Here is a 19,344-nt window from a genome sequence, read left to right as displayed (position 1 = left end):
CCCCGGTACGCATCCCCGGGGGCCCTGTGCGGAAGCGAGCGGCGGGTCAGGCGCTCAGTCCGGCCTTGAGCGCGGTCGCGATCCGCGTCACCCGCGCGCCCTGGAAGGCCGCGGACTGGCGGGTGGTCTCGCTCACCGGGATGCTGCCCTGGGCGTCGACGTGGCTGGTGCCGTACGGGTTCCCGTCGGCGAACTTGACCGGGTCGGTGTAGCCGGGCGCCACCACGATGCCGCCGAAGTGGTGGACGGTGTTGTAGAGCGCAAGCAGCGTCGACTCCTGGCCGCCGTGCGCGGTGGCGGTGGAGGTGAAGCCGCTGTAGACCTTGTCGGCGAGCAGGCCCTGCGCCCACAGGCCGCCGAGGGTGTCGAGGAACTGCTTGAGCTGGCTGGCTACGTTGCCGAACCGGGTCGGCGAGCCGAAGATCACCGCGTCCGCCCAGGTGATGTCGTCCGGCGTGGCCTCGCGGACGTGCTGGGTCTCGGCGACGTGCCCGGCCCATCCGGCGTTGGAGGCGATCGCCTCCTCCGGTGCCAGCTCGTGCACCTTGAGCAGCCGCACCTCGGCGCCGGCCTTCTCCGCGCCCTCCGCGACGGACTTGGCGAGCTCGTAGACGTTGCCGGTCGACGAGTAGTAGACGACGGCGACCTTGACCTGCTGGGACATGGGTTGAGCCTTTCGGAGCACGGGACTCTTTGCTTGCACAAGCAATCTAGCACTCGTTGTTGTCCCCGCAAACAAGTACCCTGTCGCTGTGACCAACGACCCGAAGCAGCCCCTCAATCCGGAGGAAGAGGCCGCCTGGCGAGCCCTCGCCCGTGCGGTCCTGGTCCTGCCCCGCATCCTCGAAGCGGAGCTGCTGGAGACGCACGGCCTCAATCTGGCCGAGTACACCGTGCTGATGCATCTCTCCGAGAGCCCCGAGCGGTCCCTGCGGATGACCGAACTCGCCAACCGGGTCGCCCTGTCGGTCAGCGGCCTCACCCGGGTCGTCGAACGCCTCAGCCGCCAGGGCCTGGTCGAACGGCTCAAGTGCCCCACCGACGCCCGCGGCCACCTCGCCCACCTCACCGACAAGGGCTTCGACCGCCTGGTGGACGCCTACCCGCGCCACCTCGAAGGCGTCCGCCGGCACGTCATGGACCACCTCACCGGCATCGACCTGCCCGCCTTCGCCGCCGCCGTCGGCACCATCGCCGCGGCCGACATCCCCCCCTCCCGCCGCACACTCCCCCCGTCCGCCTGACCCACGGCCCCCCGCCGCCGGGGCCCGGCCAACCCCGGGAACGACCGGTCCCGGAACGCGAAAGAGCCCCCGGCCCCAGCAGTGATCGCTGGGGGCGGGGGCTCTTCGGGAAGCTACGAAAGCTAGTTCTTCTGGATCTGGTCGAAGCTCAGCTCGACCGGGGTCTCGCGGCCGAAGATCTCGACGAGGCCCTTGACCTTCTTGGAGTCCGGGTTGATCTCGTTGATCGTGGCCTGGAGGGTGGCGAAGGGGCCGTCGGTGACGGTGACCGAGTCGCCGACCTCGAAGTCCAGGACCTGGACCTCGACCTTGCGGGGCTGGGCGGTGCCCTCGGCGATGGCGGCGGCCTCGGCCGCGGCCTCCACCTCGGGGGCGAGCATCTTGACGATCTCGTCCAGCGTCAGCGGGTACGGGTCGTAGGCGTTGCCGACGAAGCCGGTGACACCGGGGGTGTTGCGGACGACGCCCCAGGACTCGTTCGTCAGATCCATGCGCACCAGGACGTAACCGGGCAGCTTGTTCTGCCGGATCGTCTTGCGGTCGCCGTTCTTGATCTGGACGACTTCTTCCTGGGGGACCTCGGCCTGGTAGATGTACTCCTCGACGTTGAGCGAGACGGCGCGCTGCTCCAGGTTGGACTTCACGCGGTTCTCGTAGCCGGCGTAGGTGTGGATCACGTACCACTCGCCGGGCAGCGTCCGGAGTTCCTCACGGAAGGCGGCCACCGCGTCGACCGGCTCGGCGGGAGCGGCGGCTTCCTCGTCCCCGTCCTCGCCTGCGGCGTCGGACTCGGCGGCATCCTCTGCCGCGTCGGACTCGTCCGCGGAATCGTCGGACTCGTCGGCCTGAGCGGCTTCCTCGGCCTCTTCAGCCGCTTCCGACTCGACGTCCTCTTCCGCTTCCGCGGCTTCCTCGGCGGATTCGCCCGCGGCCAGGTCGGCAGCCTCTGCCTGGTCGATGTCGCCGTCGGCGGCCTCGACGATGTCGAGCGCGGTGTCGTCGCCCTCGGCAGATTCGTCCTTGGCGTCGGCGTCGTACACGTTCGGGTCGGACACGGTGGCTGCTCTTCCTGACTCTCAAGGGTGGGACATACGGACGGGCGCGCTGAAAAGAAGAACCGGCGCCCGCCGCGGGCTCAGCCGAAGACGTACGAGACGAGCTTCGAGAAACCCCAGTCAACCACGCTCACGAACGCGATGATGACCACGACGAAGACAATCACCACACTGGTGTATGTCACGAGGTCATTACGGCTCGGCCAGACGACCTTGCGCAGTTCCGCGACGATCTGACGGTAGAAGAGAGCAAGACGGCCGAGAGGGCCCTTCTTTCCGCGCTTACCACCGCGGCGGGGCTTCTTCTCGGTCTCCTGGTCGTCCTGAGTCGTGCCAGGCTCAGGAACGCCGATGGAGTCCGTGATCTCGGTCACTCGTCCTCACCTGACTCCGGTCGTGTGCCATGCCGCGCCCGTCGCGCGGTACGGCGAGTGCATATAGCCCACGCCCTGTTGGACGTGTGGAGCAGGGCCGGAGGGACTTGAACCCGCAACCGCTGGTTTTGGAGACCAGTGCTCTACCAATTGAGCTACGACCCTATGTTGACTCTCCCAACGTACCGCAGTCGTGTCCGCCGGGAAGGCCACCGACGGATGAGTGTACGTGCTCAGGCGCCGTGCGTCGAACGCCTTGTCCATGTCTCCTCCACCTCTCTCGCGCCGCCTCTTCCGCCGCCGCTTCGTCAACTCTTCCGGCACGGCTTCCGTGCCCCGCGCCGAGGAGCCCCTGTTCGGCGGTGGTACGGCCCCCGCCCGGCCCCCGCCGCGCCGCTGCCCCGCCCCCGCCCGCCCCCGTAAACAGGCCGCAATCCCCCGGTAACCCCGGTGCCGGGGCCCCCTGAGGTCTGGGACCATGCAGTCATGAGCGCTGCTACCCCCTCCGTACCGTCTGCCACCACCCGGCGGGTGTCCGCCCGCGTCGGGGCGATCTCCGAGTCCGCGACCCTCGCCGTGGACGCCAAGGCGAAGGCCCTCAAGGCCGCCGGGCGTCCGGTGATCGGCTTCGGCGCCGGCGAGCCCGACTTCCCGACGCCGGACTACATCGTCGAAGCCGCCGTCGAGGCCTGCCGGAACCCCAAGTACCACCGCTACACCCCGGCCGGCGGGCTGCCGGAGCTGAAGGCCGCCATCGCCGCCAAGACGCTCCGCGACTCCGGCTACGAGGTGGACGCCTCCCAGGTGCTGGTGACCAACGGCGGCAAGCAGGCGATCTACGAGGCCTTCGCGGCGGTCCTCGACCCGGGCGACGAGGTCATCGTCCCGGCCCCGTACTGGACCACCTACCCGGAGTCGATCCGGCTGGCCGGCGGCGTCCCGGTCGAGGTGGTGGCCGACGAGACCACCGGCTACCGCATCTCCGTGGAGCAGCTGGAGGCGGCCCGCACCGAGCGCACCAAGGTCGTCCTGTTCGTCTCGCCGTCCAACCCGACCGGCGCGGTCTACAGCGAGGCGGACTCCGAGGCGATCGGCCGCTGGGCGGTCGAGCACGGCCTGTGGGTGCTCACCGACGAGATCTACGAGCACCTGGTCTACGGCGACGCGAAGTTCACCTCGCTGCCGGCGATCGTGCCCGAGCTGCGGGACAAGTGCATCGTGGTCAACGGCGTCGCCAAGACGTACGCGATGACCGGCTGGCGGGTCGGGTGGATCGTCGGCCCGAAGGACGTGGTGAAGGCCGCGACGAACCTGCAGTCGCACGCCACCTCCAACGTCTCCAACGTGGCCCAGGTCGCCGCCCTCGCCGCCGTCTCGGGGAACCTGGACGCGGTCGCCGAGATGCGCGCCGCCTTCGACCGCCGCCGGCAGACCATCGTGAAGATGCTCAACGAGATCGACGGCGTGGTCTGCCCGGCCCCCGAGGGCGCGTTCTATGTGTACCCCTCGGTGAAGGCGCTGCTCGGCAAGGAGCTGCGGGGCAGGCGCCCGGCCGACTCGGTCGAGCTGGCCGCGCTGATCCTGGACGAGGCCGAGGTCGCGGTCGTCCCCGGTGAGGCGTTCGGCACACCCGGCTACCTGCGGCTCAGCTACGCGCTCGGCGACGACGACCTGGTCGAGGGCGTCTCGCGCCTGCAGCAGCTGCTCGGCGAGGCCAAGGACTGACGCCGCCAGGCCCGCTCGGGCATTCGGGCAAGCCCCCGTTCGGAGAAAGTGGTATCGAGCGGGGGCCGGCGTATAGCAGGATCTTGGGATGGCACGCGAAGTACCCGAGGTACCCGAGGTGAGCGGTCCGGCGCGCGACGTCCGCCGGCTGCCCAAAGCCCATCTGCACCTGCACTTCACCGGCTCCATGCGGCCGAGCACCCTGCTGGAGCTGGCCGACAAGCACGGCGTGCACCTGCCCGAGGCGCTCACGTCCGGAGAGCCCCCCAAGCTGCGGGCCACCGACGAGCGCGGCTGGTTCCGCTTCCAGCGGCTCTACGACATCGCCCGCTCCTGCCTGCGCACGCCGGAGGACATCCAGCGGCTGGTCCGCGAGGCGGCCGAGGAGGACGCCGCGGACGGCTCCGGCTGGCTGGAGATCCAGGTCGACCCGACGTCGTACGCGCCCCGGCTCGGCGGGCTGATCCCGACGCTGGAGATCATCCTGGACGCGGTGCACACCGCCTCCGAGGAGACCGGCGTCGGCATGGCCGTGGTGGTCGCCGCCAACCGCATGAAACACCCGCTGGACGCCCGTACGCTGGCCCGGCTCGCGGTCCGCTACGCCGACCGGGGGGTGGTCGGTTTCGGCCTGTCCAACGACGAACGCCGGGGCCTGGCACGGGACTTCGACCGTGCCTTCGCCATCGCCAGGGAAGGCGGGCTGCTCGCCGCCCCGCACGGCGGTGAACTCGCCGGACCCTCCAGCGTCCGTGACTGCCTCGACGACCTGCACGCCGGACGCGTCGGCCACGGGGTGCGTGCCGCCGAGGACCCCTATCTCCTCAAGCGCCTCGCCGACTCCGGCATCACCTGCGAGGTCTGCCCCGCCTCCAACGTCGCCCTCGGTGTCTACGACAAGCCCGAGGACGTCCCCCTGCGCACGCTCTTCGAAGCCGGCGTGCCGATGGCCCTGGGCGCCGACGACCCGCTGCTCTTCGGCTCCCGGCTCGCCGCGCAGTACGAGTTCGCCCGCACCGTGCACGGCTTCACCGACGCCGAACTGGCCGAGCTCGCCCGGCAGTCGGTACGCGCTTCCCGGGCGCCGGACGAGGTACGCGACCGGCTGCTGACCGGCATCGACGACTGGCTGGGCAGCACGGCCTGAAAAGCGCTCCTGCCTGACGTCACCGGCAACCGGGCAGGGCGGAAGACCTCAACCCAGGGGCGCGAGGAACCGCGCGGCCGGCCATCCGCCGGCAGAAGATCCGGGAACCACCGAAAGCCGCTCCCGGGACGGTCCCCCCGATCACAGGCGAACGCCGACCATCACCGGTTCGTTCACCAGCGTCACCCCGAAGGCCGCCCGCACCCCGTCCCGTACCTCGCGGGCCAGGGCCAGCAGGTCCTCGGTGGTGGCCCGGCCGCGGTTGGTCAGCGCCAGGGTGTGCTTCCCGGAGATCCGGGCCGGCCCGCTGCCGTACCCCTTGCCGAAGCCGGCCTTGTCGATCAGCCAGGCCGCGGAGGTCTTCGTACGGTCCTCCCCCGCCGGATACGACGGCGGCTCGGCGCCGGCGCCGAGCCGGGTGCGCGCCCGCTCCAGGAACGCCGCCCACTCGGCCGTGGTCAGCACCGGGTTGGTGAAGAAGGAACCGGCCGACCAGGTGTCGTGGTCCGCCGCGTCCAGCACCATGCCCTTCGCCCGCCGCAGCCCCAGCACCGTCTGCCGGGCCTGCGCAAGCGGCACCCGGTCGCCCGGCTCCACGCCCAGCGCCCGCGCGGTCTCGGCGTACTTCACCGGACCGGACAGCCCGCCGGCGTCCTCCAGTTCGAAGCGCACCCGCAGCACCACATACCGCGCCGGGTCCGCCTTGAACCTGCTGTGCCGGTAGGAGAACCCGCACTCCGCGTTCGGCAGGGTGACGGTCCGCTCCTCCCGGCGGTCGTAGGCGACCACTTCGCTGATCGTGGTCGACACTTCCTGCCCGTAGGCGCCCACATTCTGGATCGGAGTCGCCCCGGCCGAGCCCGGCACCCCGGCCAGGCACTCCACCCCGGCGAGACCGGCCCGTACGGTCGCGGCCACGGCGGCCGACCAGTCCTCGCCGGCCGCCACCTCCAGCCGTACCCCGTCCAGCGCGACCCCTTCGGTCGCCACCCGCACGACGGTGCCGCGGAATCCGGCGTCGGCGATCACCAGATTGCTGCCCCCGCCGACCAGGAGCACGGGCTCCCCGCGCCGGTCGGCCTCCCGCACCGCGGCCACCAGATCCCCGTCCGTCGCGGCGGTGACCAGCCGGTCGGCGGGCCCTCCGAGCCGGAAGGTGGTGAGGGGCGCGAGCGGAGCGTTCTCGATGACATCCACGCCACCACCCTACGGACACCGAACCGCCCCCGGCGAAAGGCCGGGGGCGGTCGGTCCGGAGACCGGGTATGCCGTCGGGTCACCGCCCGGCGGCGACCTCGATGTCCCGCGGGGAGCCTGCCACGGCCGTGTCCTCGCGGTCGGCGAGTCCGGAGCGCCGCGGCACCAGCAGCGCCGCGGCGACCGCGAGCGCCAGGATCCCGGCGCCGACCCACAGCGCGGGCCGCAGCCCGTCCACGAAGAGCGACGCGGACCCGTAGCCGCCCTGGGCCGCGAAGATCGACCCGAGCGCGGCGATCCCGAGCGCCCCGCCGATCTCCCGCAGCGCGTTGTTCGTGCCGGAGGCGAGCCCCTGCTCGGCGCCCCGCACCGTGGACATCAGCAGATTCGTGGCCGGCGCCACGAACAGCGCCATCCCGGTACCGCTGATGATCAGTGCCGGCAGCTGCACCGCGTACGACACGTCGGGCGAGACGATCAGCGCGAACCAGCCGAGCCCGACCGCCTGCAGGGCGAGCCCCGCGGCGACCACCGGCCGCCCGCCGATCCGGTCGGAGAGTATCCCCGCGAGGGGCGCCACGATCATCGGCATACCGGTCCACGGCAGCATCCGCAGCCCCGCCTCGGTGGGCCCGTAGCCAATGACGTTCTGCAGGAACTGGCTGAGCAGGAAGATCGCCCCGAACATCCCGGTGAACATCAGCATGCTCGCCGCGTTGACGGCCGTGAAGCCGCGGTTGCGGAACATCCGCATCGGCAGCATCGGGTGCTCGGCCACCATTCCGTGCCGTACGAACGCCGCCACCAGCACCACGCCGCCGATCAGTCCGCCGAGCACCCGCCCGCTGGTCCAACCGTGCGAGGTGGCGCTGACCAGGGCGAAGACGATGCCGAAGAGGCCGAGGCTGATCAGTGCGGTGCCGCGTGCGTCCAGCCGGGCGCCGGGCGCGGTCGACTCGCGCAGCCGCAGCCGGGCCAGCGGGAGGAGCAGCAGGCCGATCGGCACGTTCAGCCAGAAGATCCAGTGCCAGGAGATGTGTTCGGTCAGTCCGCCGCCGATCAGCGGCCCGCTGGCGATGGCGAGGCCGTTGACCGCGCCCCAGATCCCGAACGCCATGCCGCGCTTCTCGGCCGGCACCGCCGCGGTGAGCAGCGTCAAGGTGAGCGGCATCATCACCGCGGCGCCGACACCCTGGACCGCGCGCGCCGCGATCAGCTCGTTGATGCCGGGGGCCATCGCAGCGGCGGCCGAGGCGAGCGTGAAGACCGCGAGACCGCCGAGGAAGAGCCGGCGGCGTCCGAAGCGGTCGCCGAGCGCCGCGCCGAACATCAGCAGGACGGCGAAGGTGAGCGTGTAGGCGTTCACCGTCCACTCCAGGTCGGAGAGCGCCCCGCCGAGGTCGCCGCGGATCGACGGCAGCGCGGTGGTGACCACGAGGTTGTCGAGCGCCGCCATGAACCCGGCGACGCTGGTGATGACCAGCGCCCAGGCGAAGCTCGCCGGACGGGCCGAAGGTTCTGTTGCCATGGTGTCGTTCCCCCAATTAGTTATCGATGACTAACTTTCGAGCCCAGCAGAAAACGCGTTCCCGGACCGGCCGTCCGGACCGCCGCCCCGCAGCGGGGCGGCACCTGGTCACTCCGGCCGGGCCGTCTCGTAGAAGCCTTCCCAGTTGCGATGGCCGGCCGGAAAACCCAGCGACACCAAGGTGTTGATGAGCATCCCGTACGCCAGGAAGACCGTCGTCTCGTTCACTTCCGCGCCGAGTTCCAGGTGGACGGTGTCCCACAGCCGCTGCCAGCGGTCCCGCACCACCTCGCCGAACTCGTGGTCCCCCGCCGCCTCGGCGGCGGCCACCGCGACATACGTCTGCATCTGCATCAGCAGCAGCTCGGGGTTGTCGTGGATCAGCTCCTGGTACGCGATGGCCATCCGCGACAGCTTCTCGTCCTGCGGCACGCCCTCGGCGGCCGCCCCGATGACCTCCCGCGTCGTGTCCATGCAGCGCACGGCGGCGGCGAGGAAGATGGCCTGCTTGTTCGGGAAGAGCCGGAAGAGATACGGCTGCGAGACACCGACCCGGCGGGCGATCGCCTCGGTGGAGGTGCCTTTGTAGCCGCCGTGGGCGAACTCGCTCATCGCCGCACGGATGACGCTCTCGCGCCGCTCATCTGCGCTCATCCTGACCATGGGCAATAAGTTAGTGCGCAATCACTACCTACGTCAAGCGGGGCGCGGGAACGCCTGCGGGCCGTCGCCGTGGGGGCACGGCGGCGGCCCGCGGCGGGGCGGGGTGATCAGGCGAGCCGGACCACCGCGCGGGACATGCCGAGCACCTTCTGGCCCGCACTGGTGGCGGTGAGGTCGACCCGGACGCGGTTGTCGTCGAGGAGGGCGGCGACCTTGGCGGTGACCTCGATCCGGGCGCCCTCGTCGTCGTTCGGCACGACGACCGGCTTGGTGAAGCGGACGCCGTACTCGACGACCGCGCCGGGGTCGCCGGCCCAGTCGGTGACGACCCGGACCGCCGAGGCCATGGTGAACATGCCGTGCGCGATCACATCGGTCAGGCCGACCTCGCGGGCGAACTTCTCGTTCCAGTGAATCGGGTTGAAGTCACCGGAGGCTCCGGCGTACTGGACCAGGGTCGCCCGGGTCACCGGGAAGACCCGCGGCGGCAGTTCGGTGCCGACCTCGACGTCCTGGTAAGCGACGGTCGCCGTCATCACGCCTCCCCCTCCGCGGCCCCGCGGGCCACCAGCTTCGTCCACGCGGTCACCACGTGCTCGCCCGACTCGTCGTGCACCTCACCGCGGATGTCCACGATGTCGTTGCCGGCCATCGACTTGATGGCCTCGATCGTGGAGGTCACGGTGAGGCGGTCACCGGCCCGCACCGGGCGGGTGTACGCGAACTTCTGGTCGCCGTGCACCACCCGGCTGTAGTCGAGACCCAGTTCGGGGTCGGAGACGACAACCCCGGCCGCCTTGTAGGTGATCGTGAAGGCGAAGGTCGGCGGCGCGATCACATCGGGGTGACCGAGCGCCTTGGCCGCCTCCGGGTCCCGGTAGGCAGGCTGCGGGTCGCCGATCGCGTCGGCGAATTCGCGGATCTTCTCCCGGCCCACCTCGTAGGGGGCGGTGGGCGGATAACTCCGCCCCACGAAGGACTGGTCCAGGGCCATCGGCACCTCCGGCAGGCACGGGCAGGGCTTGCGAATGAACGGGTACGGCTGCGGACACCGTAGACCGGCCGCACATGCCGCGAGGCCGCCCCCGGTGGTGACACGGGGACGGCCTCGCGGTAGGTGGAGCTACGGCCTTGTCCGTACGGCCGTGCGGCGGCCGGCTACGGGCCGCTGCGGCGTACGGTGGCGCGGGGTTACGGAGCGGGTCAGCGCGTCTCGCGGTGCGCGGTGTGCGCGTTGCAGCGCGGGCAGTGCTTCTTCATCTCAAGACGGTCCGGGTCGTTGCGCCGGTTCTTCTTGGTGATGTAGTTCCGCTCCTTGCACTCCACGCAGGCCAGCGTGATCTTCGGGCGAACGTCGGTGGCGGCCACGTGGGTGCTCCTTGACAAGCAGGTGTTATGAACACAGGAATAGTAGCCGATTGAGGGACCGATCCCACAATCGGCTACGGAGAGTAGCGGCGACCGGACTTGAACCGGTGACACAGCGATTATGAGCCGCTTGCTCTACCGACTGAGCTACGCCGCTGCGATGGTGATCCCCGCCGGGGGGCGGGGGCCGACCATCAGAGCCCCAATACGGAATCGAACCGTAGACCTTCTCCTTACCATGGAGACGCTCTACCGACTGAGCTATTGGGGCGAGCGAGGAAGACATTACACGCTCCGCTGCGATACGTGAAATCCGTTTCACCCCCCTCCCACGCGGGCCCTGACGGGCCCGCACCCCCTCCACCGGGCCCGCCGGCCCAGCCCCCTGACGCCGTCCCCGGACCCCCGCCCAGCAGCTGGCGGGCCGCGCAGTTCCTCCCCCAGACTCCGTCCGGGGGTGCCCCCAGCGCCCCACCCTTCGGGGCGCCTCCTTGCCTGGGCCGCGGGGGAATCGTGCTTCGAAGGGGCGCGAGGAACTGCGCGACAAGCCACGACGGCGCAGCCACCCGACCCACAACGGGGTGGGCCCCGAAGGGGCGCGAAGAACTGCGCATGCGGCGGGGCGGGGCGCGGGCCGGTCGTACTTATGCAGGGTGCTGGGTCAGCCGGGGCGGCAAGCCCTACGCTGGCGTGATCTTGGCTCCCCCCGCCGCCCCCTAGCCCGCACCGGAGGAGCGCGATGACCGACAGCCCTCGCGAGACCGCCGCGGAGACCGCCACCCTGCTGCTGTGCGGCGCCCGGCTGACCGACGGCCGGATCGTCGACGTGCGGCTCAGCGGCCCCCGGATCGAAGCCGTCGGCACCGCGGGCAGCCTCGCCGTGGCGGCAGGCACGGGCGACGGCACCCGGGTGGACCTGCGCGGCTATCTGCTGCTGCCCGCCCCCGCGGAACCCCACGCCCATCTCGACCAGGCCCTCACCGCGGGCGGCCCGCCGGCCGGCGACGTGGAGGACGTCCAGCGCCGCGCCACCGAAGCCGCCCTGCTCCAACTCGGCCACGGCGCCACCGCGGTGCGCAGCCACGTCCGGATCGGCGACGTACAGGGCCTGCGCGCGCTGGAGGCCGTACTGCAGGCGCGACGGGCGCTGCGCGGCCTGGTCGAGGTGCAGACCGTCGCCGTACCGCGGCTGCTCACCGGCGTGGCCGGCGCGGACGGTCTGGCGATGCTGCGGGACGCGCTGAAGATGGGTGCCGCGGCGGTCGGCGGCTGCCCCGACCTGGACCCGGACCCGAGCGGTTACACCGAGGCGGTGCTGTCGCTGGCGGCCGAGTTCGGGGTCCCGGTCGACCTGCACACCGCCGCCGCCGACCCGGCCCGGCTGGCCCGGCTCGCCGCGATGTCCGGCGGGATGCGGCCCGGCGTCACCCTCGGCCCCTGCCACGGGCTGGGCGCGCTGCCCGCCACCGCCGTCGCCTCGGCCGCCGCCCGGCTCGCCGCCGCCGGCATCTCGGTGGTGGCGCTGCCGCAGGGCGGCTGCTGCGTGCTGGACCGCGGCGGTGCCACTCCGGTCCGGGCCCTGCTCTCCGCGGGCGTACGGGTCACGGCAGGCAGCGGCGCGCTCGGCGACCTCACCAATCCGGTGGGCCGCGGTGACCCGCTGGAGGCCGCCTTCCTGCTCGCCTCGCACGGCGAGTGCGCGCCCCAGCGGGCGTACGAGCTGGTCAGTGGCGGGGCGCGGGCGGTGATGGGGCTGCCGGAGGTACGGGTGGAGGCCGGTTTCCCCGCCGAACTGCTGGCGCTGCGCGGGGAGAGCCTGACCGGCGTGCTCTCCCTCGCGTACAGCCGGATCGTGATCCACCGCGGCCGGGTGGTGTCGCGGACCAGCGCGGTCCGGGAGTACTGCGACTCGGCCACCGAGGCCGTCCTCGATCTGCCGCGGCAGTCGCACCGGGAGGCGTAGCGCGGCTGCCGGTACGCAGGCAGGTAGGCAGCCAACGAGTCAGGTACGGGAAAGTCGCGCGTGTGGTGCCCGGTGCCGCGGGCGCCGGGGCGTACCGTCACCGTATGCGTACGGTGATCGCGGGTGGACACGGACAGATCGCGCTACGGCTGGAGCGGCTGCTCGCCGAGCGCGGGGACGAGGTGGCCGGGCTGATCCGTAACCCGGACCAGGCCGACGACCTGCGGGCGGTGGGTGCGGAACCCGTCGTCCTCGACCTGGAGTCGGCGTCGGTCGCCGAGGTGGCGCGGGTGCTGGCGGGCGCCGACGCGGCGGTCTTCGCGGCCGGCGCGGGGCCGGGCAGCGGCGTCGAGCGCAAGCTCACCGTGGACCGGGACGCGGCCGTACTCCTCGCGGACGCGGCGGAGCTGGCGGGCGTACGCCGCTACCTCATCGTCTCCTCGATGGGCGCCGACGCGGAAGCCACTGGGTCCGACCCGGTCTTCACCGCCTACCTCCGCGCCAAGGGCGCCGCCGACGACGCGATCCGGGCCCGTGGCGCCGCCCTGGACTGGACGGTGCTGCGCCCGGGGCACCTCACCAACTCCCCCGGCACCGGCAGGATCAAGCTCGCGCCCTCCACCGGCTCCGGTTCCGTCCCCCGCGACGACGTCGCCGCCACCCTGCTCGCCCTCCTGAACTCCCCCGGCACCGCCGGCCTCACCCTCGAACTGATCTCCGGTGACACCCCCGTGGAAGAGGCCATCCGCATGGTCACCTCCCACTGACCCCACCCCCCGGAACGAACCCGCCGACCCCCGTACCGCTCACACCAGGCCGTGCGGGGCCGCGACGCGGTGCGGGTCAGCCGCGGGGGTTCGCTGGGAGGGTGGCGGGGCGGACGGCCTGGGGGCCGAAGCGGCGGCGGGCGCGGTCGGCGGCGGCTTCCACGGCGTGGGCGCGGTCGGCGGCGGGGTCGAGGCTGAGCTGGCGGTGGGCCTCGCCGGCCGGGCGGAGGTTGTCGACGCGGATCACGAAGGCGCGTACCCGGGCCCGCTGGAGCCCGAGGGAGGCGAGGACGGCGAGCGCCGTGGCGGCGAGGGCGGGTGAGTGGCCGGTGGGTTCGGCCAGGGCGCGGGTCCGGGTGGTGGAACTGCGGTCCGCGTAACGGACGGTGAGGGTGAGCCGGCCGGCCACCCGGTCCTCGGCCCGCAGCCGCCCGCCCAGCTCCTCGGCGAGCGCGAGGACGGCGCGGTGGTGCCCCGCCGGGTCGAGGCAGTCCTGGTCGAAGACGGCATCCGCGGTCATCTGAGCGGCGGCCGCGTGCGGGGCGACCGGTCGGGGGTCGTGGCCGCGGGCGCGTTCGGCCAGCAGCCGGGCCTGGCCCGCGCCGAGCAGGCGCTGCAAAGTGGCCGCGGGGGCGTCCGCCACCTGCCCGATGGTGTGCAGACCGTACGTGCCGAGGGTCGTGGCGGTGGCCCGGCCGATCCCGGGCAGCGCGGTCACCGGCCAGGGCCGCAGCCAGGCGGCGGCCCCGGCCGGGTCGCCGGGGATCCGGGTGGCGTGTCCCGGCGCGGACACCGCCGCCGCCATCGCGGCGAGCATGCGGTTGCCCGCCAGACCCGCGCTGCTCTCGATCCCGTACAGGCCGGCGAGCCGCAACTGGGTCCGCTGGAGCAGCTCGTACGGGCTGCTGTCGAAGTACCGCAGCGCCGAGGTCAGGTCGAGCTGGACCGCGTCGGGCGGGAACGCCTGGACGTGCGGGGTGAAGCCGGCCAGCAGCTCCAGCGCTTCCGCGTACCGCTCGTCGCCGAGGCCGCCGTGCAGGTGCAGATGGGCGATGTGGCGCGGCCTGGCCGTCATCCCGCGCTCCCCTGGCTGCGGTGGCCGAGCTTCTTCAGGTCGGCCGAGCGGCTGCCGGCCGGCTGCAGGTCGGCGTACGGGTGCAGCCGGGCGCCGGTGGTGCCGTTGGCCAGGGTCCGCCGCGGCTGGGCCGGGGTCGGGTGCGGGCGGACCGCGCCGAGCAGTTTCAGCGCGGCTTCGGGTCCGTCGTCGCGGCGGGCGGCGGCGACCTGGTCCAGGTCCCAGGCCATGGTGCCGACGATGGTCCGCCGGGTGCCGCGGACCTGCACGGTGCCGCGGACCAGCAGCAGCCCGGAGTGGAAGACCGTATGCGCGCAGTTCTCGTGGGAGTCCTCGAAGAACGCCAGGTCGACCAGGCCCGAGCCGTCCTCCAGGGTGACGAAGATGACCCGCTTGCCGCTGGCGATCGGCGGCGTCTGGGTGGAGGCGCGCACCCCGGCCACCAGCACCTGCTGCCCCGCCCTGAACGAGGCCAGATGCGCCGCGTCGACCGCGCCGATCTCCCGCAGCAGCCGGTGGTGGTGCTCCATGAGGTGGCGGGAGACGTCGATCCCGAGGGTGTTCAGCTCCGCGCTCAGGCCCTCGCGCCCGGTCATCTCCGGCAGCCCGCTCGGCTCGGCCGCGCCGATCGCGTCGGCGGTGATGGGCAACTGGCCGTCACCCGCGCTGCGGACCCGGGACTGCCGGTGCAGTTCGGCGATCTGCAGCAGCAGGTCCCGCCGGGTGAGCCGCCCGTCGTGCAGGGCGCCCAAAGCCCCGATCCCGGCGAGGCGTTCGGCGACCGGCCGGCTGGGCCGGGCCCGCTGCCAGAAGTCCGACAGGGACCCGTACGGCTGACCGGCCGCGATCCGTACGCACTCGTCCTCGCTGATCCCCCGCACCCCGGCCAGTGCGAGCCGCACCCCCCACCGGTCCCCTTCGGTCCGCTCCACGATGTGCTCCTTACGGGACCGGTTGACGTCCACCGGCAGGACCGGAACACCGCGCCGCCGGGCGTCGGAGACGATGACCCGCTTGGGCCACATCCCCGGGTCGTGCTCCAGCAGGCCGGCCAGCAGCGCCGCGGGGTGGTGGGCCTTCAGCCAGGCCGACTGGAGCGCGGGCACCGCGAAGGCGACGGCGTGCGCCCGGCAGAAGCCGTACGCGCCGAAGGACTCCACCGTCGCCCACACCTCGTCGCGCACCGCGGCGCTGTACCCGCGGGCGGCGGTCGCGCGGTGGAACCAGTCCCTGATCTCCGGCAGTCTCTCCTTGTCACCGAGCAGCCGCCGGCCGACCTCGGCCCGGTCCCGGTCGCAGCCGGTCATCACATGGAGCGTCTCGATGATCTGCTCGTGCCAGATCGTCACGCCGTAGGTGTCGGCGAGCACCGGCGCCAGGTCCTGGTGCGCGTAGCCGGGGTCGCCGCCGTGCCGGGCGGCGATGTACCGCTCGGGCATGCCGCCGGCCACCGGCCCGGGCCGGAAGAGGCTGATGTCGGCGATGACGTCCTGCACGTCCCGCGGCTGCAGCCGCGACAACAGGTCCTGCTGGCCCGGGGATTCCAGCTGGAACATGCCGATGGTCCGGCTCTCCTGGATCAGCTTGAACGCGAACACGTCGTCCAGCGGCACCTGTCGCGGGTCGTCCAGGTCGATACGGTCGCCGGTCACCCGCTCGATCTCGTCGACCGCGTGCGCCATCGCGGACTGCATCCGTACCGCCAGCACGTCCAGCTTGATGTTGCCCAGCGCCTCGATCTCCTCCTTCGCCGCCATCGCCATCGGGTAGTCGCCCTGCGGGGTGGGCTGCACCGGCAGCCGGTCCAGCAGCGTCGCGTCGCTGATGACCACGCCGCACGGGTGCATGGCCATGCCGTGCACCAGCGAGTCGAGCCCTTCGGCCAGTTCCCACAGCGGGCCGTACCGCTCGGCCTCGGCGGCGAGCTGCCTGAGTTCGGGCAGTTCGGCGAGTGCGCTGGTGATGTCGGTGGCCCGCAGGTGCGGGAAGCTCTTCGCGATCCGGTCCACCTCGTCGGGGGCGATGCCCAGCGCCAGGCCGGTGTCGCGCAGCGCCCGGCGGGCCCGGTACGTCTCGGGCATCGCGGTGACCGCGACCCGCTCGCTGCCGAAGCGGCGGAAGATCGCGTCGTAGCACTCCAGCCTGCGCGCCGACTCCACGTCGATGTCGATGTCCGGCAGGCCCTCGCGCAGCGGGCTGAGGAAGCGTTCGAAGAGCAGGTGGTGCTCCAGCGGGTTGGCGGTGGCGATGCCCAGGGCGTGGCAGACCATCGAGCCGGCGCCGGAACCGCGGGCGGCGACCCGGATGCCCAGCTCCCGGATGTCGGCGACGACCTGGCCGACGGCGAGGAAGTACGAGTCGTACCGCAGCCCGGTGATGATCCCCAGTTCGTGCTCCAGGCGGTCCTGGGCCTCCTGATCCCGCTGCAGGCCGCGCCGGACCAGGCCGTCGGCGCACCGCTGCCGCAGCAGCCGGGCGGCACCGTTCGGCCGGGCGCCGACGACCTCGGGTTCGGGGAAGTGCCGGGCGCCCAGGCCGATGTCCCGGGGGTGAAGACGGCAGGCGTCCGCGGTGGCGGCGGTGTCGGCGAGCAGCCGGGCGGCCCGCTGCCGGTCCGCGCCGGCGCATTCCGCGATCCGCTCCGCCGCGTGTGCCATCTGCTCCCCGGGTTTGAGCCAGCGCTCGCCGCCGTCCAGCCGGCGCCGGTCGATCGGCCGCAGCAGCCGGGCGGCGTCGAGGACGTCGGCGAGGCGGTGCTGGGCGGGGTCGGCGTAGCGGACGGCGTTGGTCAGTACGGCGGGGATCCGGGTCCGGTCGGCCAGCGCGAGGGTGCGGGCGGCCAGCCGCAGGGAGCCGGGGCCGGTGCCGGGGCGGCCGTACCCGACCGCCTCAAGACGCAGGCCGTCGCCGAAGATCTCCCGCCAGGGGGCCAGGAGTCGTACGGCCACGTCCTCCCGGCCGGCCGCCAGGGCCCGCACCGGTTCCGAGAGCGGCCCGAGCAGCACGGTCAGGCCGGGGCCGCCGTGCTCGCGCAGGGCGGCCCACGGCACCTGGACGGGAGCTTTTCCGCTCGCGGTGCCCACGTGGGCGGCGCTGGTGATCCGGCACAGCCGGGCCCAGCCCTCGCTGTTCTGGGCGAGCAGCACGAAGCGCAGCGGGGGCTCGGTCACGTGGGCGCCGCCGCGGACCGGGGTCCTGGGGCGCTGCTGTGGGGGCGGGGGTGGGGGCGGGGGCGCGATCGGGTCGACGGCCAGGTCGATGCCGAAGAGCGGTTTGACGCCGTTCTCCTCGCACGCCTCGGCGAAGCGCACCGCGCCGGTCACGGTGTCGCGGTCGGTCAGCGCCAGCGCCTCCATCCCCCGCTCGGCCGCCCGCTGGACGAGCTGCTCGGGGTGCGCGGCGCCATACCGCTCGGAGTAACCGGACGCGACATGCAGATGGGCGAAGCCCGCCATGCCGCACCTCCACGACTCCACCCCTTTTCGGCCATCCGCCCGATACGTTCCTCGTACGTCCGTTCGAATATCCTAGCGCGGTCGACCCAGGTCAGCGAGCTGGAAGCGTGCGCGTCGGCGCCCGGGAGGGTGGGAGCGGCCGACCGGAAGAGGTGCTTCCCGGCCATCTCTACGACCCGGTAGCGGACTTGGCGGCGGCGGAACCGAGGCCTGCCCGTTGCGTGATACACACCACTTCACAGGTGGGCCTGACGCCGGGACCAGCAGGCGCCGTGCGGACATAGCGGCCAGGGTCGCCGCGGAACGCCCTGCTCCCCGCCCCGACACTCTGACGCCGGCGTATGCCGTGAGCTGTGGGCGATGAACGAGCCTGAAGCCTGGTGGCCCCAGGCTTTTTGTGCACGCCTGCGGGGATGCAGTGCCGGTCTGCTGTCCACGTAGGACTGAAACCCGGACGCTCCGCGGAGGGGCAGGGCTTGGGATCGGGTCCATGAACAGGATGCTCTCGATCGAGGCCACCGCCCAAGGGAGGCCCGTCGCAGTGTTTCTAGTGCCGCATCAGGCAATGTTCGCCTTGTTGTGACGAGCCGTCCGGATGGTGATCCGGGCGGCTCGTTGTGCGTCATGCTGGGCGGATGGCTGAGCGTGTCCGGGTCCGCGAGATCGACGACGACGAGGGGCAGCGGTTGCTGCGGATCATCCGCCGGGGCACCGGGTCAGTGGTGACCTGGAGGCGGGCCCAGATGGTGCTGTTATCGGCCCAGGGTATGAACGTGGCCAAGATCGCCGAGGTGACGTTCACCAGCCCGGACCGGGCCCGGGACGTGATCCACAACTTCAATGCTGACGGCTTCGCCTCGCTCTACCCGAAGTACAAGGGCGGCCGGCCCAAGACGTTCACGCTGCCCGAGCGGCGCGAGATCAAGAAGATCGCCAGATCCAGGCCGGTCGAGCACGGCCTGCCGTTCTCGACCTGGAGCCTGGTGAAGCTGGCCGACTTCCTGGTCGCCGAGGGGGTGGTCGACGACATCAGCCACGAGGGCCTGCGCATCCTGCTCCGCGAGGAAGGCGTCACCTTTCAGCGCCTGAAGACCTGGAAGACTTCGAAGGATCCCGACTACGCGGTCAAGAAGGCCCGCGTCGAGCACCTGTACGCCATCGCCGACGGTGAGGTCCTGCCTGAGCCCGGCGAACCCGAGGTCGTGTTCTGCATGGACGAGTTCGGGCCGCTCAACCTTCAACCCCACCCCGGCCGCCAGTGGGCTGAACGCGGCGGGAAGCACAAGGACCCCGACCGTGAGTCCCGACGGCGGCGGCGCGCGACCTACACCCGCCCGCACGGGGTCCGGCACCTGTTCGCCGCCTACGACCTGGGCAAGGACCAGCTCTACGGCCACATCAAGAAGACCAAGAACCGTTCCAAGTTCCTGGAGTTCTGCCGCTACCTGCGCTCCCTCCACCCTGCCGGCACGCGCATCGCGATCATCTGCGACAACTACTCCCCGCACCTGACCACCAGACGCTGCCAGCGGGTCGGGACCTGGGCCGCGGCGAACAACGTGGAGATCGCTTACACCCCGACCAACAGCTCCTGGCTCAACCGGATCGAGGCCCAGTTCACCGCCCTGCGCTATTTCGCCCTCGACGGCACCGACCACCCCAGCCACAAGGCCCAGGGCAGCATGATCCGCCGCTACATCATCTGGCGGAACAAGAACGCCGCCGACAAGCGCCTCAAAGCCCTCGTGAGCAGGGCGAACGCCGCCTGACCCGGCTACGGCAG

General features: G+C 72.1%; 17 protein-coding genes and 3 tRNA genes. 6 read left to right on the top strand and 14 right to left on the bottom strand.

Translation table 11 applies throughout. The features are described from left to right. Positions 1-46 precede the first annotated feature (46 nt). Complete coding sequence (wrbA, locus tag OG552_RS21740) at positions 47-664, bottom strand: NAD(P)H:quinone oxidoreductase (protein WP_329135419.1); 618 nt, start codon at positions 662-664, stop codon at positions 47-49. Positions 665-752: 88 nt separating this feature from the next. Between wrbA and OG552_RS21735 the strand changes: the two genes are divergently transcribed. Further along, on the top strand, positions 753-1,244 hold the full coding sequence (locus OG552_RS21735) for a MarR family winged helix-turn-helix transcriptional regulator (protein WP_329135417.1): 492 nt from the start codon (positions 753-755) through the stop codon (positions 1,242-1,244). 122 nt (positions 1,245-1,366) lie between these two features. Here the strand turns inward: OG552_RS21735 and nusG are convergent, their stop codons facing one another. From nusG to OG552_RS21720, 3 genes are all read right to left on the bottom strand, one after another. Then, positions 1,367-2,299, bottom strand: coding sequence for a transcription termination/antitermination protein NusG (nusG, locus tag OG552_RS21730; protein WP_329135415.1), 933 nt, complete (start codon positions 2,297-2,299; stop codon positions 1,367-1,369). Positions 2,300-2,379: 80 nt separating this feature from the next. Continuing rightward, the gene (gene secE / locus OG552_RS21725; protein WP_443070995.1) at positions 2,380-2,673 is read right to left on the bottom strand and encodes a preprotein translocase subunit SecE; all 294 of its coding nucleotides are present in this window, start codon (positions 2,671-2,673) and stop codon (positions 2,380-2,382) included. Positions 2,674-2,765: 92 nt separating this feature from the next. Beyond that, positions 2,766-2,838, bottom strand: a tRNA-Trp gene (locus OG552_RS21720). A 321-nt stretch (positions 2,839-3,159) separates the two neighbouring features. Between OG552_RS21720 and OG552_RS21715 the strand changes: the two genes are divergently transcribed. Further along, on the top strand, positions 3,160-4,398 hold the full coding sequence (locus OG552_RS21715) for a pyridoxal phosphate-dependent aminotransferase (RefSeq protein ID WP_329135413.1): 1,239 nt from the start codon (positions 3,160-3,162) through the stop codon (positions 4,396-4,398). 88 nt (positions 4,399-4,486) lie between these two features. Next, positions 4,487-5,545 carry an adenosine deaminase gene (locus OG552_RS21710; protein ID WP_329135412.1) on the top strand — a complete coding sequence of 353 codons (1,059 nt, stop codon included), beginning with the start codon at positions 4,487-4,489 and terminating at the stop codon, positions 5,543-5,545. 141 nt (positions 5,546-5,686) lie between these two features. On the opposite strand, the gene OG552_RS21705 is transcribed toward OG552_RS21710, so the two are convergent. From OG552_RS21705 to OG552_RS21670, 8 genes are all read right to left on the bottom strand, one after another. Then, entirely contained in the window at positions 5,687-6,742 is a 1,056-nt protein-coding gene (locus OG552_RS21705) for a UDP-N-acetylmuramate dehydrogenase (protein ID WP_329135410.1), read from the bottom strand. Positions 6,743-6,821: 79 nt separating this feature from the next. Next, a complete protein-coding gene (locus OG552_RS21700) occupies positions 6,822-8,270 on the bottom strand; it encodes a DHA2 family efflux MFS transporter permease subunit (RefSeq protein ID WP_329135408.1) in 1,449 nt (482 codons plus the stop codon). Positions 8,271-8,378: 108 nt separating this feature from the next. Beyond that, positions 8,379-8,933 (bottom strand): TetR/AcrR family transcriptional regulator, encoded by a 555-nt coding sequence (locus OG552_RS21695; protein ID WP_329135406.1) that lies wholly within the window; start codon positions 8,931-8,933, stop codon positions 8,379-8,381. A 107-nt stretch (positions 8,934-9,040) separates the two neighbouring features. After that, complete coding sequence (locus OG552_RS21690; RefSeq protein ID WP_329135404.1) at positions 9,041-9,469, bottom strand: MaoC family dehydratase; 429 nt, start codon at positions 9,467-9,469, stop codon at positions 9,041-9,043. Beyond that, positions 9,469-9,927 carry a MaoC family dehydratase N-terminal domain-containing protein gene (locus OG552_RS21685; RefSeq protein ID WP_329135402.1) on the bottom strand — a complete coding sequence of 153 codons (459 nt, stop codon included), beginning with the start codon at positions 9,925-9,927 and terminating at the stop codon, positions 9,469-9,471. Before OG552_RS21685 ends, OG552_RS21690 begins: the two co-directional genes overlap by 1 nt. Before the next feature lie 209 nt (positions 9,928-10,136). Next, the gene (gene rpmG, locus OG552_RS21680) at positions 10,137-10,301 is read right to left on the bottom strand and encodes a 50S ribosomal protein L33 (protein WP_004571794.1); all 165 of its coding nucleotides are present in this window, start codon (positions 10,299-10,301) and stop codon (positions 10,137-10,139) included. Positions 10,302-10,385: 84 nt separating this feature from the next. Then, positions 10,386-10,458: transfer RNA gene (locus tag OG552_RS21675), tRNA-Met, on the bottom strand. 41 nt (positions 10,459-10,499) lie between these two features. Beyond that, positions 10,500-10,572: transfer RNA gene (locus OG552_RS21670), tRNA-Thr, on the bottom strand. A 468-nt stretch (positions 10,573-11,040) separates the two neighbouring features. On the opposite strand from OG552_RS21670, the gene OG552_RS21665 reads away from it, so the two are divergent. Continuing rightward, a complete protein-coding gene (locus OG552_RS21665) occupies positions 11,041-12,264 on the top strand; it encodes an amidohydrolase family protein (protein ID WP_329135400.1) in 1,224 nt (407 codons plus the stop codon). Between the two features lie 104 nt (positions 12,265-12,368). Then, entirely contained in the window at positions 12,369-13,031 is a 663-nt protein-coding gene (locus OG552_RS21660; RefSeq protein WP_329135398.1) for an NAD(P)H-binding protein, read from the top strand. 76 nt (positions 13,032-13,107) lie between these two features. Here OG552_RS21660 and OG552_RS21655 read toward each other — a convergent pair whose 3' ends face one another. Together OG552_RS21655 and OG552_RS21650 are read right to left on the bottom strand one after the other, a co-directional pair. Further along, positions 13,108-14,106 (bottom strand): DNA polymerase Y family protein, encoded by a 999-nt coding sequence (locus OG552_RS21655; protein WP_329135397.1) that lies wholly within the window; start codon positions 14,104-14,106, stop codon positions 13,108-13,110. Continuing rightward, positions 14,103-17,561, bottom strand: coding sequence for a DNA polymerase III subunit alpha (locus tag OG552_RS21650; protein WP_329135395.1), 3,459 nt, complete (start codon positions 17,559-17,561; stop codon positions 14,103-14,105). Before OG552_RS21650 ends, OG552_RS21655 begins: the two co-directional genes overlap by 4 nt. A 635-nt stretch (positions 17,562-18,196) precedes the next feature. Between OG552_RS21650 and OG552_RS21645 the strand changes: the two genes are divergently transcribed. After that, the gene (locus OG552_RS21645; RefSeq protein ID WP_329135393.1) at positions 18,197-19,330 is read left to right on the top strand and encodes an IS630 family transposase; all 1,134 of its coding nucleotides are present in this window, start codon (positions 18,197-18,199) and stop codon (positions 19,328-19,330) included. Positions 19,331-19,344 lie beyond the last annotated feature (14 nt).

Source organism: Streptomyces sp. NBC_01476 (assembly GCF_036227265.1).
Taxonomy (GTDB): domain Bacteria; phylum Actinomycetota; class Actinomycetes; order Streptomycetales; family Streptomycetaceae; genus Actinacidiphila.
The sequence above is the reverse complement of the archived record's forward strand: the minus strand, read 5'-3'. Positions and strand labels throughout refer to the sequence as shown.

Excerpts from the sequence above, each read along its gene's own strand:
- OG552_RS21665 (WP_329135400.1), top strand. The coding sequence starts at position 11,041 with ATGACCGACAGCCCTCGCGAGACCGCCGCGGAGACCGCCACCCTGCTG.
- OG552_RS21700 (WP_329135408.1), bottom strand. The coding sequence starts at position 8,270 with ATGGCAACAGAACCTTCGGCCCGTCCGGCGAGCTTCGCCTGGGCGCTG.
- OG552_RS21660 (WP_329135398.1), top strand. The coding sequence starts at position 12,369 with ATGCGTACGGTGATCGCGGGTGGACACGGACAGATCGCGCTACGGCTG.
- OG552_RS21690 (WP_329135404.1), bottom strand. The coding sequence starts at position 9,469 with ATGACGGCGACCGTCGCTTACCAGGACGTCGAGGTCGGCACCGAACTG.
- OG552_RS21710 (WP_329135412.1), top strand. The coding sequence starts at position 4,487 with ATGGCACGCGAAGTACCCGAGGTACCCGAGGTGAGCGGTCCGGCGCGC.
- OG552_RS21645 (WP_329135393.1), top strand. The coding sequence starts at position 18,197 with ATGGCTGAGCGTGTCCGGGTCCGCGAGATCGACGACGACGAGGGGCAG.
- OG552_RS21715 (WP_329135413.1), top strand. The coding sequence starts at position 3,160 with ATGAGCGCTGCTACCCCCTCCGTACCGTCTGCCACCACCCGGCGGGTG.
- OG552_RS21650 (WP_329135395.1), bottom strand. The coding sequence starts at position 17,561 with ATGGCGGGCTTCGCCCATCTGCATGTCGCGTCCGGTTACTCCGAGCGG.
- OG552_RS21655 (WP_329135397.1), bottom strand. The coding sequence starts at position 14,106 with ATGACGGCCAGGCCGCGCCACATCGCCCATCTGCACCTGCACGGCGGC.
- OG552_RS21695 (WP_329135406.1), bottom strand. The coding sequence starts at position 8,933 with ATGGTCAGGATGAGCGCAGATGAGCGGCGCGAGAGCGTCATCCGTGCG.
- OG552_RS21685 (WP_329135402.1), bottom strand. The coding sequence starts at position 9,927 with ATGGCCCTGGACCAGTCCTTCGTGGGGCGGAGTTATCCGCCCACCGCC.
- wrbA (WP_329135419.1), bottom strand. The coding sequence starts at position 664 with ATGTCCCAGCAGGTCAAGGTCGCCGTCGTCTACTACTCGTCGACCGGC.